The sequence below is a fragment of the Pseudomonas sp. Sample_23 genome, assembly GCF_004307595.1.
Taxonomy (GTDB): domain Bacteria; phylum Pseudomonadota; class Gammaproteobacteria; order Pseudomonadales; family Pseudomonadaceae; genus Aquipseudomonas; species Aquipseudomonas atacamensis.
Genome location: NZ_RCNX01000042.1, coordinates 1 through 14,070 on the forward strand (window position 1 = coordinate 1; position 14,070 = coordinate 14,070).

Annotated in this window: 12 protein-coding genes; 9 read left to right on the plus strand and 3 right to left on the minus strand. The window is 59.3% G+C overall.

Annotation, left to right across the window (positions count from 1 at the left end; all coding sequences use genetic code 11):
• The 9 genes from D8U82_RS10895 to D8U82_RS10935 form a co-directional block, all read left to right on the plus strand.
• Positions 1-698 (plus strand): ABC transporter substrate-binding protein (locus D8U82_RS10895; RefSeq protein WP_241668055.1); only part of this gene is annotated, 698 nt, incomplete at its 5' end.
• A gap of 260 nt (positions 699-958) precedes the next feature.
• Positions 959-2,584, plus strand: coding sequence for an ABC transporter substrate-binding protein (locus D8U82_RS10900; RefSeq protein ID WP_016771716.1), 1,626 nt, complete (start codon positions 959-961; stop codon positions 2,582-2,584).
• 300 nt (positions 2,585-2,884) lie between these two features.
• Positions 2,885-4,483 (plus strand): ABC transporter substrate-binding protein, encoded by a 1,599-nt coding sequence (locus D8U82_RS10905; RefSeq protein WP_024011591.1) that lies wholly within the window; start codon positions 2,885-2,887, stop codon positions 4,481-4,483.
• A gap of 176 nt (positions 4,484-4,659) precedes the next feature.
• On the plus strand, positions 4,660-6,081 hold the full coding sequence (locus tag D8U82_RS10910) for an OprD family porin (RefSeq protein WP_130902196.1): 1,422 nt from the start codon (positions 4,660-4,662) through the stop codon (positions 6,079-6,081).
• A gap of 77 nt (positions 6,082-6,158) precedes the next feature.
• Complete coding sequence (locus D8U82_RS10915) at positions 6,159-7,754, plus strand: ABC transporter substrate-binding protein (RefSeq protein ID WP_130902197.1); 1,596 nt, start codon at positions 6,159-6,161, stop codon at positions 7,752-7,754.
• 73 nt (positions 7,755-7,827) lie between these two features.
• Positions 7,828-8,838 carry an ABC transporter permease subunit gene (locus D8U82_RS10920; RefSeq protein ID WP_016771720.1) on the plus strand — a complete coding sequence of 337 codons (1,011 nt, stop codon included), beginning with the start codon at positions 7,828-7,830 and terminating at the stop codon, positions 8,836-8,838.
• Between the two features lie 11 nt (positions 8,839-8,849).
• Positions 8,850-9,776 (plus strand): ABC transporter permease subunit, encoded by a 927-nt coding sequence (locus tag D8U82_RS10925; protein WP_016771721.1) that lies wholly within the window; start codon positions 8,850-8,852, stop codon positions 9,774-9,776.
• A 10-nt stretch (positions 9,777-9,786) separates the two neighbouring features.
• Entirely contained in the window at positions 9,787-10,755 is a 969-nt protein-coding gene (locus D8U82_RS10930; RefSeq protein WP_016771722.1) for an ABC transporter ATP-binding protein, read from the plus strand.
• Positions 10,755-11,735: a peptide ABC transporter ATP-binding protein gene (locus D8U82_RS10935; RefSeq protein WP_016771723.1), complete on the plus strand. Its 981-nt coding sequence runs from the start codon at positions 10,755-10,757 to the stop codon at positions 11,733-11,735. Before D8U82_RS10930 ends, D8U82_RS10935 begins: the two co-directional genes overlap by 1 nt.
• A 206-nt stretch (positions 11,736-11,941) precedes the next feature.
• Here D8U82_RS10935 and D8U82_RS10945 read toward each other — a convergent pair whose 3' ends face one another.
• The 3 genes from D8U82_RS10945 to D8U82_RS28280 form a co-directional block, all read right to left on the minus strand.
• A complete protein-coding gene (locus D8U82_RS10945) occupies positions 11,942-12,205 on the minus strand; it encodes a hypothetical protein (protein ID WP_071174375.1) in 264 nt (87 codons plus the stop codon).
• Positions 12,206-12,364: 159 nt separating this feature from the next.
• Complete coding sequence (locus D8U82_RS10950; RefSeq protein WP_241668056.1) at positions 12,365-13,495, minus strand: MFS transporter; 1,131 nt, start codon at positions 13,493-13,495, stop codon at positions 12,365-12,367.
• A gap of 340 nt (positions 13,496-13,835) precedes the next feature.
• The coding region (locus D8U82_RS28280; RefSeq protein WP_206663329.1) for a hypothetical protein at positions 13,836-14,070 on the minus strand (235 nt) is incomplete at its 5' end.

The window sequence follows — 14,070 nt, forward strand, 5'->3', positions numbered from 1 at the left end:
TTGATCAGCTCAAGGTCCGTCAGGCGCTGGACATGGCCATCGACAAACCGGCAATCATCAAGGCGGTTTACCAAGGCGCCGGTCAGTTGGCACAGAACGCTTTGCCACCTGCGCAATGGTCGTTCGACCCGAACATCAAAGACGCGCCTTACGACCCGGTGAAAGCCAAGGCGCTACTCAATGAAGCCGGGGTTGCACCCGGTACAACCATCAACCTTTGGGCGATGACAGTGCAGCGTGCGTCGAACCCGAATGCACGTATGTCGGCGCAAATGATCCAGCAGGATTGGGACAAGATCGGCATCAAGGCCAACATTGTCAGCTATGAATGGGGCGAGTACATCAAGCGCGCCAAGAATGGCGAACATGACGCGATGATCTACGGCTGGACCGGCGACAACGGCGACCCCGACAACTGGCTGGGCGTGCTGTACAGCTGCGCGGCAGTCAAAGGCAGCAACTATGCGAAATGGTGCGACCCGGCTTACGACAAACTGGTGCAGCAGGCCAAAGTGGCCACGGATAAAGCGCAACGGGTAAAACTGTATCAACAGGCGCAACTGATCCTTAAACAGCAGGTGCCGATCACCCCGATCGCCAACTCCACAGTGTTCCAGCCGTTGCGCAAGGAAGTCAGCGACTTCCGCATCAGCCCTTTCGGTCTGACCCCCTTCTATGGGGTGGGTATAAATAAGTAACACCCGGCCCCAAGGCGTCGCGCAGCAGGTGACTGCCGCACCGTTTTGGGGCTGCATTTGCACCTTAAAAACCACTCGCAAACGGTCAAATGCGTCAAAAGTTATACGGATGCGACATTAAGGTACGTTCGTGCCACCGTTTAACGCCGCCGACCGCTCTGGATCTTGCATTGGGTATGGGGCCTGCATAAGTATCCGCAGGCACGACTCACGAGGTCGTACCTCACAACTAAAAAATGACAACAAATCATGAGGCCAACATGCTTAAACACGCGGTCATTCCGTTTCTAGTCGGCGCAGGCTTGTTAGCCTCCGCACCTTTCGCCACCGCTGCGACTAACCTGGTGTTCTGCTCCGAAGGGAGCCCGGCCGGTTTTGATCCAGGCCAGTACACCACCGGAACCGACTTCGACGCCTCAGCCGAAACCATGTTCAACCGCCTGACCCAGTTCGAGCGCGGCGGCACCGCCGTGATTCCTGGTCTGGCGACCAAGTGGGACATTTCCGATGATGGCCTGACTTACACCTTCCACCTGCGTGAAGGCGTCAAGTTCCACACCACCCCGTATTTCAAGCCGACTCGTGAATTCAACGCCGACGACGTGCTGTTTACTTTCAACCGCATGATCAACAAGGACGACCCGTTCCGTAAGGCGTACCCGACCGAATTCCCGTACTTCACCGACATGGGGATGGACACCAACATCACCAAGATCGATAAAGTCGACGACCACACCGTCAAGTTCACCCTGAAAGAAGTCGACGCCGCGTTCATCCAGAACATGGCCATGAGCTTCGCGTCCGTGCAGTCCGCCGAATACGCGGCCCAACTGCTCAAGGATGGCAAAGCCGCCGACATCAACCAGAAGCCGATCGGCACCGGCCCGTTCGTGTTCAAGAGCTACCAGAAAGACTCGAACATCCGTTACACCGGCAACAAGGACTACTGGAAACCTGAAGACGTGAAGATCGACAACCTGATCTTCGCCATCACTACCGACCCATCGGTGCGTATCCAGAAGCTGAAAAAGAACGAGTGCCAGGTCACCCTGTTCCCGCGTCCGGCCGATCTGAAAGCGCTGAAAGAAGACAAGTCGCTGAAGATGCCGGATCAGGCTGGCTTCAACCTGGGCTACATCGCTTACAACGTGATGGACAAGGTCAAGGGCAGCAACGAGGCCAACCCGCTGGCTGACCTGCGCGTGCGTCAGGCGCTGGACATGGCAGTGAACAAGCCGCAGATCATCGATTCGGTTTACCAGGGCGCGGGCCAACTGGCGGTCAACGCCATGCCGCCGACCCAGTGGTCCTACGACACCACCATCAAGGATGCCAAGTACGACCCTGAGAAAGCCAAACAGCTGCTCAAGGAAGCCGGCGTCAAGGAAGGTACCGAGATCGTCCTGTGGGCGATGCCGGTTCAGCGTCCGTACAACCCGAACGCCAAACTGATGGCTGAAATGCTCCAGTCCGACTGGGCCAAGATCGGCTTGAAAGTGAAGATCACCAGCTACGAGTGGGGCGAGTACATCAAGCGCTCCAAAGGTGGCGAGAACCAGGCCATGATCATTGGCTGGAGCGGTGACAATGGTGATCCGGACAACTGGCTCAACGTTCTGTTCGGCTGCGACTCGCTGAGCGGCAACAACTTCTCCAAGTGGTGCGACAAGAAGTTCGACGGCCTGGTGAAAGAAGCCAAACGCACTACCGACCAGGGCAAGCGCACCGAGCTGTACAAACAGGCGCAACACGTCCTCAAAGATGCAGTTCCAATGACACCTATCGCTCACTCGACGGTGTATCAACCCATGCGCGCCAACGTGCAGGATTTCAAGATCAGCCCATTTGGCCTGAATTCCTTCTACGGCGTCAGCGTCAGCAAGTAAGACATTGCAACGGCGGCGTTTCTGACGTCGCCGTTGCTTTATCTACCGGGAAAAAAGGAAAAGGCCTACACCCAAATCCGCCGCAGATGATTGCTTCGGTATAGGCGCGTCGACTTTTCCTACGAGCATTAAGGCAATTACGTATTTACTGCCAGAGGCACGGTGCCTACCGTCGCGTACTGACCAGTGTCTGCGTGGGCCACCGGTTTTGCCATACGTATTGGATTGAGCTCAATGCGACCAGAAAGTCCCGGGACAGGGACCCTGACGCATTGCACAACACTAAAAAGAGGGAGCGTCATGCGCCATACCTTGATTTTTTCCGCACTGTTGGGCGCCGGCCTGTTGGCCGCCACGTCTGCAAGCTACGCCGCCAGCGACAGCCTGGTGTTTTGCTCGGAAGGCAGCCCGGCGGGTTTCGATACCGCGCAGTACACGACGGCCACCGACAACGACGCCGCCGAGCCGCTGTACAACCGCCTCGTCGAGTTTGAAAAAGGCGCGACCAATGTCGTACCGGGCCTGGCGACCAAGTGGGACATTTCCGAAGATGGCCTGAAATACACCTTTCACCTGCGTGAAGGCGTGAAATTTCATACAACCCCTTACTTCAAGCCGAGCCGCGATTTCAACGCTGACGATGTCGTGTTCACGTTCACTCGCATGCTCGATGCGCAACAGCCGTTCCGCAAGGCTTATCCCACCGAGTTTCCGTACTTCAACGGGATGAGCCTGAACAAGAACATCGCCAAGGTCGAGAAGACCGGGCCGCTGACCGTCGAGTTCACGCTCAACAGCGTCGACGCCGCGTTCATCCAGAACATCGCCATGAGCTTCGCTTCGATTCTGTCTGCCGAATACGCCGACAAGCTGCTGGCCGACGGCAAGCCGAGCGACATCAACCAGAAGCCGATCGGCACCGGGCCGTTCGTGTTCAAGAGCTACCAGAAAGACTCGAACATCCGTTACACCGGTAACCCGCAGTACTGGGATCCGAGCCGGGTCAAGCTGAAGAACCTGATTTTCGCGATCAACACCGACGCTTCGGTACGCGTGCAGAAGCTCAAGGCCAACGAGTGCCAGATCACCCTGCACCCGCGCCCTGCCGATGTTGAAGCGCTGAAGGCCGACCCGAAACTGCAACTGATTTCCAAGCCGGGCTTCAACCTCGGCTACATCGCCTACAACGTGCGCCACAAGCCGTTCGATCAACTCGAAGTGCGTCAGGCGCTGGACATGGCGGTGAATAAACAGGGAATTCTCAACGCTGTTTATCAAGGCGCCGGCCAACTGGCCGTCAACGCCATGCCACCGACCCAGTGGTCCTACGACGACACCATCAAGGACGCCGCCTACAACCCGGAAAAAGCCAAGGAACTGCTCAAGGCCGCCGGCGTGAAAGAAGGCACCGAGATCACCCTGTGGGCGATGCCAGTGCAGCGCCCCTACAACCCGAACGCCAAGCTGATGGCCGAAATGCTCCAGTCCGACTGGGCGAAAATCGGTCTGAAAGTGAAGATCGTCAGCTACGAATGGGGCGAGTACATCAAGCGCACCAAAAACGGCGAGCACGACGTCAGCCTGATCGGCTGGACCGGTGACAACGGGGACCCGGACAACTGGCTGGGCACGCTGTACAGCTGCGATGCCATCGGCGGCAACAACTACTCCATGTGGTGCGACCCGGCTTACGACAAGCTGATCAAACAGGCCAAGGTCGTCACCGACCGCGACCAGCGCACCGTGCTTTATAAACAGGCCCAGCAATTGCTTAAACAGCAAGTGCCGATCACGCCTGTCGCCCACTCGACGGTCAACCAGCCGTTAAGCACCCGGGTCGAAGGGTTCAAAGTCAGCCCGTTCGGCCGCAACGTGTTCTCGGGTGTCAGTATCGATTAAACCAACCGATTAGCCGCAATGCTGAGGGGAGCCGTCTACTCCCCTCACGCAAGCGCTTTGCCGAAATTCGCCCATCCGGCTTTTTGCAAACGTTTGCGATGTGTGAACGAGTTCTAAACCAATAACCGGCATACCAAAAAAAGCCGGGATAAAAAGAAAGTAAAGGAGCTTCACCCATGAAACTGAGCAGCACCGCGATACTGGCCCTGGCCATCAGCAGCATCACTGCTACCGCGTACGCCGAACCTGCAAGTCAGGACTTCGTCCCTACCACATTGGCCGGCAGCAGCGCCCAAAGCGAGGCCAAAGGCTTTATCGATGGACAAAGCCTGGGCGGTACAACCCGTAACTGGTATGCCAACGAATTGCGTCGTCGCGACGACCGTTTCAGCTACGTGAAAAACAGCGACAAGAACACCACGCCTACCGTTCGCACTCCGACGCCACGCCGGATCAACTGGGTGCAAGGCACCATCGTCAACTACACCTCGGGCTTCACCCAAGGCACCGTGGGCGTGAGCACCGAAGTCGCCGCTTATAACGCCATTGTGCTGGATCGTGATCGCAAGGACATTGCTGGCGGCTCCAACCGGACCCTGGCGGATTCCGACGGCGACGCTGTCGACCAATGGAGCAAGCTGGGTCTGGCCAATGTCAAGCTTCGTGTATCCAACACCACATTGACCGCAGGTCGCCAGAACTTCAGCACGCCGATTGTCGATGTCATCGGTAACCGTCCGCTGCCTTCGAGCTTTGAAGGTATTACCCTGCACAGCGAAGAATTCAACAACCTGTCGTTCGACGCGGGTGGCTTCGACCGCGTTTCCCCTCGTACCGAGCAGAGCCTGTCGAAATTTCGCACCGAGTATTCAGCCACTGGCGTGGAGACCGACAAGGTTTACGTTGCCGGCGTCAACTACCAACCGTTCAAGAGCCTGAAAACCAGCTTTTACGGTTCCAACGTGGAAGACTTCTGGAACCAGTACTACTTCGGCGCAACCCACGAACTGGGTGACAGCCAGGTGCTGAGCCTGACCACCGGTCTGAACTACTACAAGACCGTCGACGAAGGCAAAAAGCTGATGGGCAACATCGACAACGACACCTATTCGCTGTCGCTGGGTCTGGCCCACCAGGCCCACAGCCTGACCTTCTCGTATCAACAAGTGAACGGTAACGAGTACTTCGACTACCTGCACGAAACCAACGGCATCTACCTGGCCAACTCCCTGCTGTCGGACTTCAACGGTCCGAACGAGAAGTCGTTCCAAATTGCCTACGGCATCAACATGGCCGAATACGGCGTGCCGGGCCTGAAGTTCAACATCTACCAGGCACGCGGCTGGGGCATCGACGGTACTCACTACCGTGGCACCGCTTACACCATTCCGGATGACAAGCGCGGCGACCTGAGCCTGATGGATGGAGAATCCCACTACGAATACGGTGTCGGTGCGTCCTACGCAGTGCAAAGCGGCCCGCTCAAAGCCACTGCAATTCGCGCGACCTACACCACTCACCGCGCCAGCGAGCACCAGGCTGACGGCAACATCAACGAGTTCCGTCTGGTAACCACCATCCCGTTCAACATTCTGTAAAAACGCCAACCAACGGCTGACTCATGATGAGTCGGCCGTTCGGTTTTCTGTCTTCAACCGATTGCAGAGGGTTATCGATGAAAATGCTTCCCCTACGTGCGGCCATCGCGGCTGCGTTGCTGAGTGTCGCCGTTGGCGCCTCGGCCAAACCCTTGGTGGTCTGCACCGAAGCCAGCCCGGAAGGCTTCGATATGGTCCAGTACACAACTGCAGTCACGGCGGACGCTGTGGCCGAAACCATCTTCAATCGCCTGGCCGATTTCAAGCCCGGCACCACCGAAGTGATCCCGGCGCTCGCCGAGTCCTGGGACATCAGCGAAGACGGCCTGACCTACACGTTCCACCTGCGCAAAGGCGTCAAGTTTCACACCACCGAATATTTCAAGCCGACCCGCGACATGAACGCCGACGACGTGGTCTGGAGCTTCCAGCGTCAGCTGGACCCGAATCACCCGTGGCACAAACTGTCGAGCGTGGGCTTCCCGTACTTTGAAAGCATGGGCTTCAAGGAACTGCTCAAAAGCGTAGAAAAAGTCGACGACAACACGGTCAGGTTCACCCTGACCCGTCGCGAAGCGCCGTTCCTGGCTGACATCGCCATGGCGTTCTCGTCGATCTACCCGGCCGAATACGCCGACCAGTTGCTCAAGGCCAACAAGACTGGCGATCTGAACAACAAGCCGATCGGCACCGGTCCGTTCATCTTCCAGCGCTACGCCAAGGATGCGCAGGTGCGCTTCAAGGCCAACCCGGACTACTTCCGTGGCAAGCCACCGGCCGATGCGTTGATCCTGGCGATCGCCACCGACAACAACGTGCGCCTGCAAAAGCTCAAGGCCAACGAGTGTCAGGTCGCGCTGTATCCGAAACCGGATGACATCCCGAGCATCAAGAAAGACAGCAAGCTGAAAGTCGACGAGCTGGACGCGATGACCGTTTCGTACATCGCCATGAACACCCAGCACAAGTACATGAGCGACGTACGCGTGCGCAAAGCCATCGACATCGCGTTCGACAAGGAAGCCTACGTCAACGCGCTGTTCGGCAAGGGTAACGCGTCGGTGGCGGTCAACCCGTACCCGCCGACCCTGCTCGGCTACAACCATGATCTGAAAAACCCGCCACGCGACCTCGACAAGGCACGCGCCCTGCTCAAGGAAGCCGGGGTTCCGGAAGGCACCACCTTCACCCTGTTCACCCGTAACGGCGGCGGTCCGACCAACCCCAACCCGATGCTCGGCGCGCAAATGATGCAGGCTGACCTGGCGAAAGTCGGGATCAAGATCGACATCCGCGTGATGGAATGGGGCGAAATGCTCAAGCGCGCCAAGGCCGGCGAGCACGACATGGTCTCGGCCGGATGGGCGGGCGACAACGGCGACCCGGATAACTTCCTGACGCCTATGCTCAGTTGCGAGGCCGCCAAGAACGGCGAAAACTACGCACGCTGGTGCAACGAGAAATTCCAGGCACTGCTGGATGAAGCACGGGCTAAAGTAGATCCGGCCGAACGCGCCGCGCTCTACGAACAGGCCCAAGTGCTGTTTAATCAGGACCAGCCATGGATCAGCATGGCGCATACTCGGATGTTCACTGCAATGCGCAACAATGTAGAGGGCTATCACATCAGCCCTCTCACCACTAATAACTTCGCCACCACCCAGGTGAAGTAGATAAGAAACGCCCGGTGCTCCTGACCTATGGAACACCGGGCACGCCTAACCGGCTGATGAGGTACCACACAAGATGTTTAGTTTTATTGCCCGCCGACTGGGGTTGTTGATCCCCACGTTTTTCGGCATCACCTTGCTGACTTTCGCGTTGATTCGCATGATTCCGGGCGACCCCGTGGAAGTGATGATGGGCGAACGTCGGGTCGACCCCGAAATGCACGCTCAGGCAATGGAACGCCTGGGGCTGAACAAGCCGCTGTATGCCCAGTACCTGGACTACATCGGCAAACTGGCCCAGGGCGATCTCGGTGAGTCGTTGCGTACCCGTGAAAGTGTGTGGACCGAGTTCACCTCTCTTTTCCCGGCGACCCTGGAACTGTCCATGGCCGCCCTGCTGTTCGCTGGCATCCTCGGGCTTCTGGCCGGGGTGATCGCGGCACTCAAACGAGGATCGCTGTTCGACCACGGGGTGATGGGCATCTCCCTCGCGGGCTATTCGATGCCGATCTTCTGGTGGGGCCTGATCCTGATCATGTTCTTCTCGGTGAGCCTTGGCTGGACCCCGGTGTCCGGGCGCATCGACCTGCTGTATGACATCGAGCCGAAGACCGGCTTCATGCTGATCGACACGCTGCTGGCCGATGACGTCGGCGCGTTCTTCGACGCCCTGCATCACCTGATCCTGCCGGCCATCGTGCTCGGCACCATTCCGCTGGCGGTAATCGCCCGGATGACCCGTTCGTCGATGCTCGAAGTGCTGCGCGAAGACTACATCCGCACCGCCAAGGCCAAAGGCCTGTCGCCGTCGCGCGTGGTGTTCGTGCATGGTCTGCGCAACGCACTGATTCCGGTGCTGACCGTGGTCGGCCTGCAGGTCGGCACGCTGCTGGCCGGTGCGGTCCTGACCGAAACCATCTTCTCCTGGCCCGGCATCGGTAAATGGCTGATCGAAGCCATCGGCGCCCGGGACTATCCGGTGGTGCAAAACGGCATCCTGTTAATCGCCTGCCTGGTGATTCTGGTCAACTTCGTGGTGGACATCCTCTACGGCTTTGCCAACCCACGCATCCGTCATCAGCGCTGAGGTCAATACCCATGAGCACTCCAACATCCTCAGTAGCCACCGCCACGTCCGCCGTGGATCAAAGCCTGCTGTACCCGTCGCCGTACAAAGAATTCTGGCAAGCGTTCTCGAAGAACAAGGGCGCCGTTGCCGGCCTGCTGTTCATGCTGCTGATCATCTTCTGCGCGATCTTCGCGCCGTGGGTCGCGCCGCATAATCCGAGCGAGCAATACCGTGACTTCCTGCTGACGCCACCGGCGTGGCTCGAAGGCGGGCAGATGCAGTTCCTGCTCGGCACCGATGAACTCGGCCGTGACCTGCTGTCGCGTCTGATCCAGGGTTCGCGCCTGTCGCTGCTGATCGGCTTGTCGTCGGTGGTGATGTCGCTGATTCCGGGGATCCTGCTGGGTCTGTTCGCCGGTTTCTTCCCGAAAGTGGTCGGCCCGACCATCATGCGTCTGATGGACATCATGCTCGCCCTGCCGTCGCTGCTGCTGGCCGTGGCGATCGTCGCCATCCTCGGCCCTGGCCTGATCAACACCGTGATCGCGATTGCCGTGGTTTCGCTGCCGTCCTACGTGCGTCTGACCCGTGCTGCCGTGATGGGCGAACTGAACCGCGACTACGTAACCGCCGCGCGTCTGGCCGGTGCCGGTCTGCCGCGCCTGATGTTCATCACCGTGCTGCCCAACTGCATGGCGCCGCTGATCGTGCAGGCGACCCTGAGCTTCTCCTCGGCGATTCTCGATGCCGCTGCACTGGGCTTCCTCGGCCTCGGCGTACAACCGCCAACCCCTGAGTGGGGCACCATGCTGGCCTCGGCCCGCGACTACATCGAACGCGCCTGGTGGGTGGTAAGTCTGCCTGGCCTGACCATTTTGCTCAGCGTGCTGGCAATCAACTTGATGGGCGACGGCCTGCGCGATGCGCTGGACCCGAAACTCAAGAACGCCGCCTGAGGAGATTCAAATGTCACTGCTAGAAATCAAGAATCTCAACGTCCGCTTCGGCGACAAGACCGCGACCCCGGTGGTCGACGGCCTAGACCTCAAGGTCGACAAGGGCGAAGTCCTGGCCATCGTTGGCGAGTCGGGTTCGGGTAAATCCGTGACCATGATGGCGCTGATGGGCCTTATCGAGCACCCCGGCATCGTCACCGCTGACTCGCTCAGCTTCGACGGCAAGGACATGCTCAAACTGAGCAATCGTCAGCGTCGGCAGATCGTCGGCAAAGACCTGTCGATGGTCTTCCAGGACCCGATGACCGCGCTGAACCCCAGCTACACCGTCGGTTTCCAGATCGAGGAAGTGCTGCGCCTGCACCTGAAAATGTCCGGCAAGCAAGCGCGCAAGCGTGCCATCGAACTGCTGGAAAAGGTTGAGATCCCGGGCGCCGCCAGCCGCATGGACGCCTACCCGCATCAACTGTCTGGCGGTATGAGCCAGCGTGTCGCGATCGCCATGGCGATTGCCGGCGAGCCGAAACTGTTGATCGCCGACGAACCGACCACCGCGCTGGACGTGACGATTCAGGCGCAGATCATGGATCTGCTGCTGGCGTTGCAGAAAGAGCAGAACATGGGCCTGGTGTTGATCACTCACGACCTCGCGGTCGTGGCGGAAACCGCCCAGCGTGTCTGCGTGATGTATGCCGGCCAGGCGGTGGAAGTCGGTCAGGTGCCGCAACTGTTCGACATCCCGGCGCACCCGTACAGCGAAGCGCTGCTCAAGGCGATTCCCGAGCACAGCCTCGGCGCCTCGCGTCTGTCGACCTTACCGGGCATCGTCCCGGGCCGTTATGACCGTCCGCAGGGTTGCCTGCTGTCGCCGCGCTGCCCGTACGTGCAGGACAACTGCCGCACCCAGCGTCCGGGCCTTGATCCGAAAGCCAACAGCCTCGCCCGCTGCTTCTACCCGCTGAACCAGGAGGTGGCGTAATGGCCGTCGTACTTACCGCCCGCGACCTGACCCGTCACTACGAAGTCTCCCGTGGCCTGTTCAAGGGCCACGCCACCGTGCGCGCGCTCAACGGCGTGTCGTTCGAACTGGAAGCCGGCAAGACCCTTGCCGTGGTAGGCGAATCGGGCTGTGGCAAATCCACTCTCGCCCGCGCCCTGACGCTGATCGAAGAGCCGTCGTCGGGCTCGCTGCAGATCGCCGGTCAGGAAGTTGCCGGCGCCGACAAGGCCGAGCGCAAGCAACTGCGCAAAGACGTGCAGATGGTGTTTCAGAGCCCGTACGCGTCGTTGAACCCACGGCAGAAAATCGGTGATCAACTGGCCGAGCCGCTGCTGATCAACACCAAGCTGTCGGCCACCGAACGTCGCGAGAAAGTCCAGGCGATGATGAAGCAGGTCGGCTTGCGCCCTGAGCATTACCAGCGCTATCCGCACATGTTCTCCGGCGGTCAGCGCCAGCGTATCGCCCTGGCGCGGGCAATGATGCTGCAACCGAAAGTGCTGGTGGCGGACGAACCGACTTCGGCGCTGGACGTGTCGATTCAGGCCCAGGTGCTGAACCTGTTCATGGATTTGCAGCAGGAGTTCAACACCGCCTACGTGTTCATCTCGCACAACCTCGCGGTGGTGCAGCACGTGGCTGATGACGTGATGGTGATGTACCTCGGCCGCCCGGTGGAACTGGGACCGAAAAACGACATCTACGAGCGCCCGCTGCATCCGTACACCCAAGCGCTGCTGTCGGCGACCCCGACCATTCACCCGGACCCGAACAAGCCGAAAATCAAGATCGTCGGCGAACTGCCCAACCCGCTGAACCCGCCACCGGGCTGTGCTTTCCACAAGCGCTGCCCGTACGCCACCGAGCGTTGCACCACGGAAGAGCCGCTGTTGCGTGAACTGGATAATCGGCAGGTGGCTTGCCACTACGCCGAGCAATTCCTCGACGGCGCGGCGTAAGACCACGGAATATCCATGTGGGAGCGAGCCTGCTCGCGAATGCGGTGTAACAGTCACCAACATTGTCGACTGAAATGACGCTTTCGCGAGCAGGCTCGCTCCCACAGGGAGTTCGTGTTGATTCAGGAATTCATGCGATAACAAAACCCCTTCCACCTCGATTGCGCATCAGTCGAGGCCGAAGGGGTTTTTCTTTGCCCGGCGATCTACGTCTGGCTATCGCCTTCGTCATCCGGGTCATCGGTATCCGGATCGTCCGTGGTCGAGTCGTCGTCATCGGCGCTGCCACCCTGATTCATATCCCCCGGTTCCGACTCGGACTTGGCCAGCATCAGCCCGCTATGCCCTACCTGGCCGTTAAACGCCTGAGATTCGTGATCCTCGCACTCGGCCCATGCCGTTGCGGTGCCGAGGGACAGCATCACCATCACTTTCAACAACATCAAAACCCGTAGCAATCTGCTTTTCATGGCCGACTCCATCCTGTTGCGCTAAGACATGCTTGCCGGACTGGCTCGATGTGAAATCTAGTTGCGATCCGACCGGCTCACCACTTAGGACGCGACCGCGCAGGCAGAAATGCCATCGACCGCCAGATTGCTTTCGAATAACCCTGATAACCGAATCAGCTAAGCGCCGCGCGTGGCCTGCCAGGTCAGTGGAATGGAGATCAGCACCAGCAGCGCGCTCATCAGCCACACACTGTGCCCGCCAAACTCGCCATAGAGCTGCCCACTGAGCACCGGCGACAACAGCGCGCTGGCACTCCAGCTCATGAAGAACAGCCCTAAGTACTGACCGCTTTTGCCGCTCTGGGCAAACTGCATCGCCAGTACATTCAACGGCGGCATGAACAAGGCCTCGCCCAGCGTCCAGATCAGCGTCGACAGACAGACAAAAGCCAAGCCGGAACCGAACGGCAACATGCCCAGCCCACAGGCCAGCAACAAGCTGCCCGCGAGCATCTGCCAGCGCGAGCCCCAACGCTCGACCGAGTGCGACAGCGGAATCTGCAACGCGATCACCAACAGCGCATTGAGCCCGAACTGCCAACCGATCGCTTCGGTGCTCAGGTGGTAGTAATCACGCAGATAATTGCCCAGCGTGCTGTACACCGTGTCGAACGCAACACCTAGCACGGCCGTCGCCGCCAGCAGCCAGAGGAACGGCTTGTCGCGAAGCGGCACGCTCGAGCCATCGATCGATTCGTCTTCAACCACCAGCACCGGCCGCCGCCACGTCGTGCGCACGAACCACAGCAACGCCAGCATCGTCATCGCCGCACTGACAAAAAACACCCAACGAAAATCCGCCTGAGCCAACACTCCGCCCGCCACCCCGGCAGCGGCCATGCCCAGATTACGCGCGACCCGGCTCAGGGCTTGCGCACGGGAACGTTGCGCGACTTCGCAATACTCCATGATCAGCCGCTGATGCAACGTCCGAATCGCCCCATCGATGACACCGCTAAGCAACAGCAAACTGGCGAGCCAAGGCACCTGCGTCACCAGCCCCAACAGCATCAGCACCCACACCGAAACGAAAAACAGCGCCGCCGTCAGCCGCGCCGTGCGCACATGATCACTGAGCCAACCACCGAGCATCGAACCGACCAGCAACCCGGCGCCATAGGCCGACAGCAACCAGCCCACGGTTTCAATCGCCAGGCCCAGCTCCTGACGCAGGTACAGCGCCATGAACAACTTGACCATGGCGCTGAGGCGGTTGATGAACAACAGCGCCGCGAGGACCCAGGCCATGGGGGTGAAATAGCCTTTAAGAAGCAGCAGGGGATTCAGCCGACTTGTCACTCCATTGACCTCTTCGAACGACTTGCAGGGACTGGAACACTACCGGTCAACATGGCGGTTGTCGCATACCAGCACATCCAAAACATGGGAAAAAGGAACCGCCCTACAACACGCTGTAGGAAATGTCGCAGGCTGAGAACTTTTGACCTTGCTTTTCAGGCTCGCAGTCTTCAACGACCGAATTGGATTGAGTGCATCAAACAGAAAATCGTCGGCTCGCAGATTGCCTTCGCGAGCAGGCTCGCTCCCACAATTGGATTGGGGACGACCTCAAGAAACAGGCCGGCTGTCAGGCCGCCATCGCGAGCAGGCTCACTCCTACAATTTGACCGCGTACCTCCTCAGAAACAGGCCGGCTGTCCGGCCGCTTTCGCGAGCAGGCTCGCTCCCACAATTGGATTGGGGCGACCTCAAGAAACAGGTCGGCTGTCAGGCCGCCATCGCGAGCAGGCTCGCTCCCACAGAAAAGCAAAGCAGCGCAGCTGCCCGCGGCAAAGCCGCCCCACTCAACAATGAGCGCAAGC

Coding starts and splice junctions, on each gene's coding strand:
- D8U82_RS10905 (WP_024011591.1), top strand. CDS start 2,885: ATGCGCCATACCTTGATTTTTTCCGCACTGTTGGGCGCCGGCCTGTTG.
- D8U82_RS10950 (WP_241668056.1), bottom strand. CDS start 13,495: ATGGCCTGGGTCCTCGCGGCGCTGTTGTTCATCAACCGCCTCAGCGCC.
- D8U82_RS10915 (WP_130902197.1), top strand. CDS start 6,159: ATGAAAATGCTTCCCCTACGTGCGGCCATCGCGGCTGCGTTGCTGAGT.
- D8U82_RS10935 (WP_016771723.1), top strand. CDS start 10,755: ATGGCCGTCGTACTTACCGCCCGCGACCTGACCCGTCACTACGAAGTC.
- D8U82_RS10925 (WP_016771721.1), top strand. CDS start 8,850: ATGAGCACTCCAACATCCTCAGTAGCCACCGCCACGTCCGCCGTGGAT.
- D8U82_RS10900 (WP_016771716.1), top strand. CDS start 959: ATGCTTAAACACGCGGTCATTCCGTTTCTAGTCGGCGCAGGCTTGTTA.
- D8U82_RS10930 (WP_016771722.1), top strand. CDS start 9,787: ATGTCACTGCTAGAAATCAAGAATCTCAACGTCCGCTTCGGCGACAAG.
- D8U82_RS10920 (WP_016771720.1), top strand. CDS start 7,828: ATGTTTAGTTTTATTGCCCGCCGACTGGGGTTGTTGATCCCCACGTTT.
- D8U82_RS10910 (WP_130902196.1), top strand. CDS start 4,660: ATGAAACTGAGCAGCACCGCGATACTGGCCCTGGCCATCAGCAGCATC.
- D8U82_RS10945 (WP_071174375.1), bottom strand. CDS start 12,205: ATGAAAAGCAGATTGCTACGGGTTTTGATGTTGTTGAAAGTGATGGTG.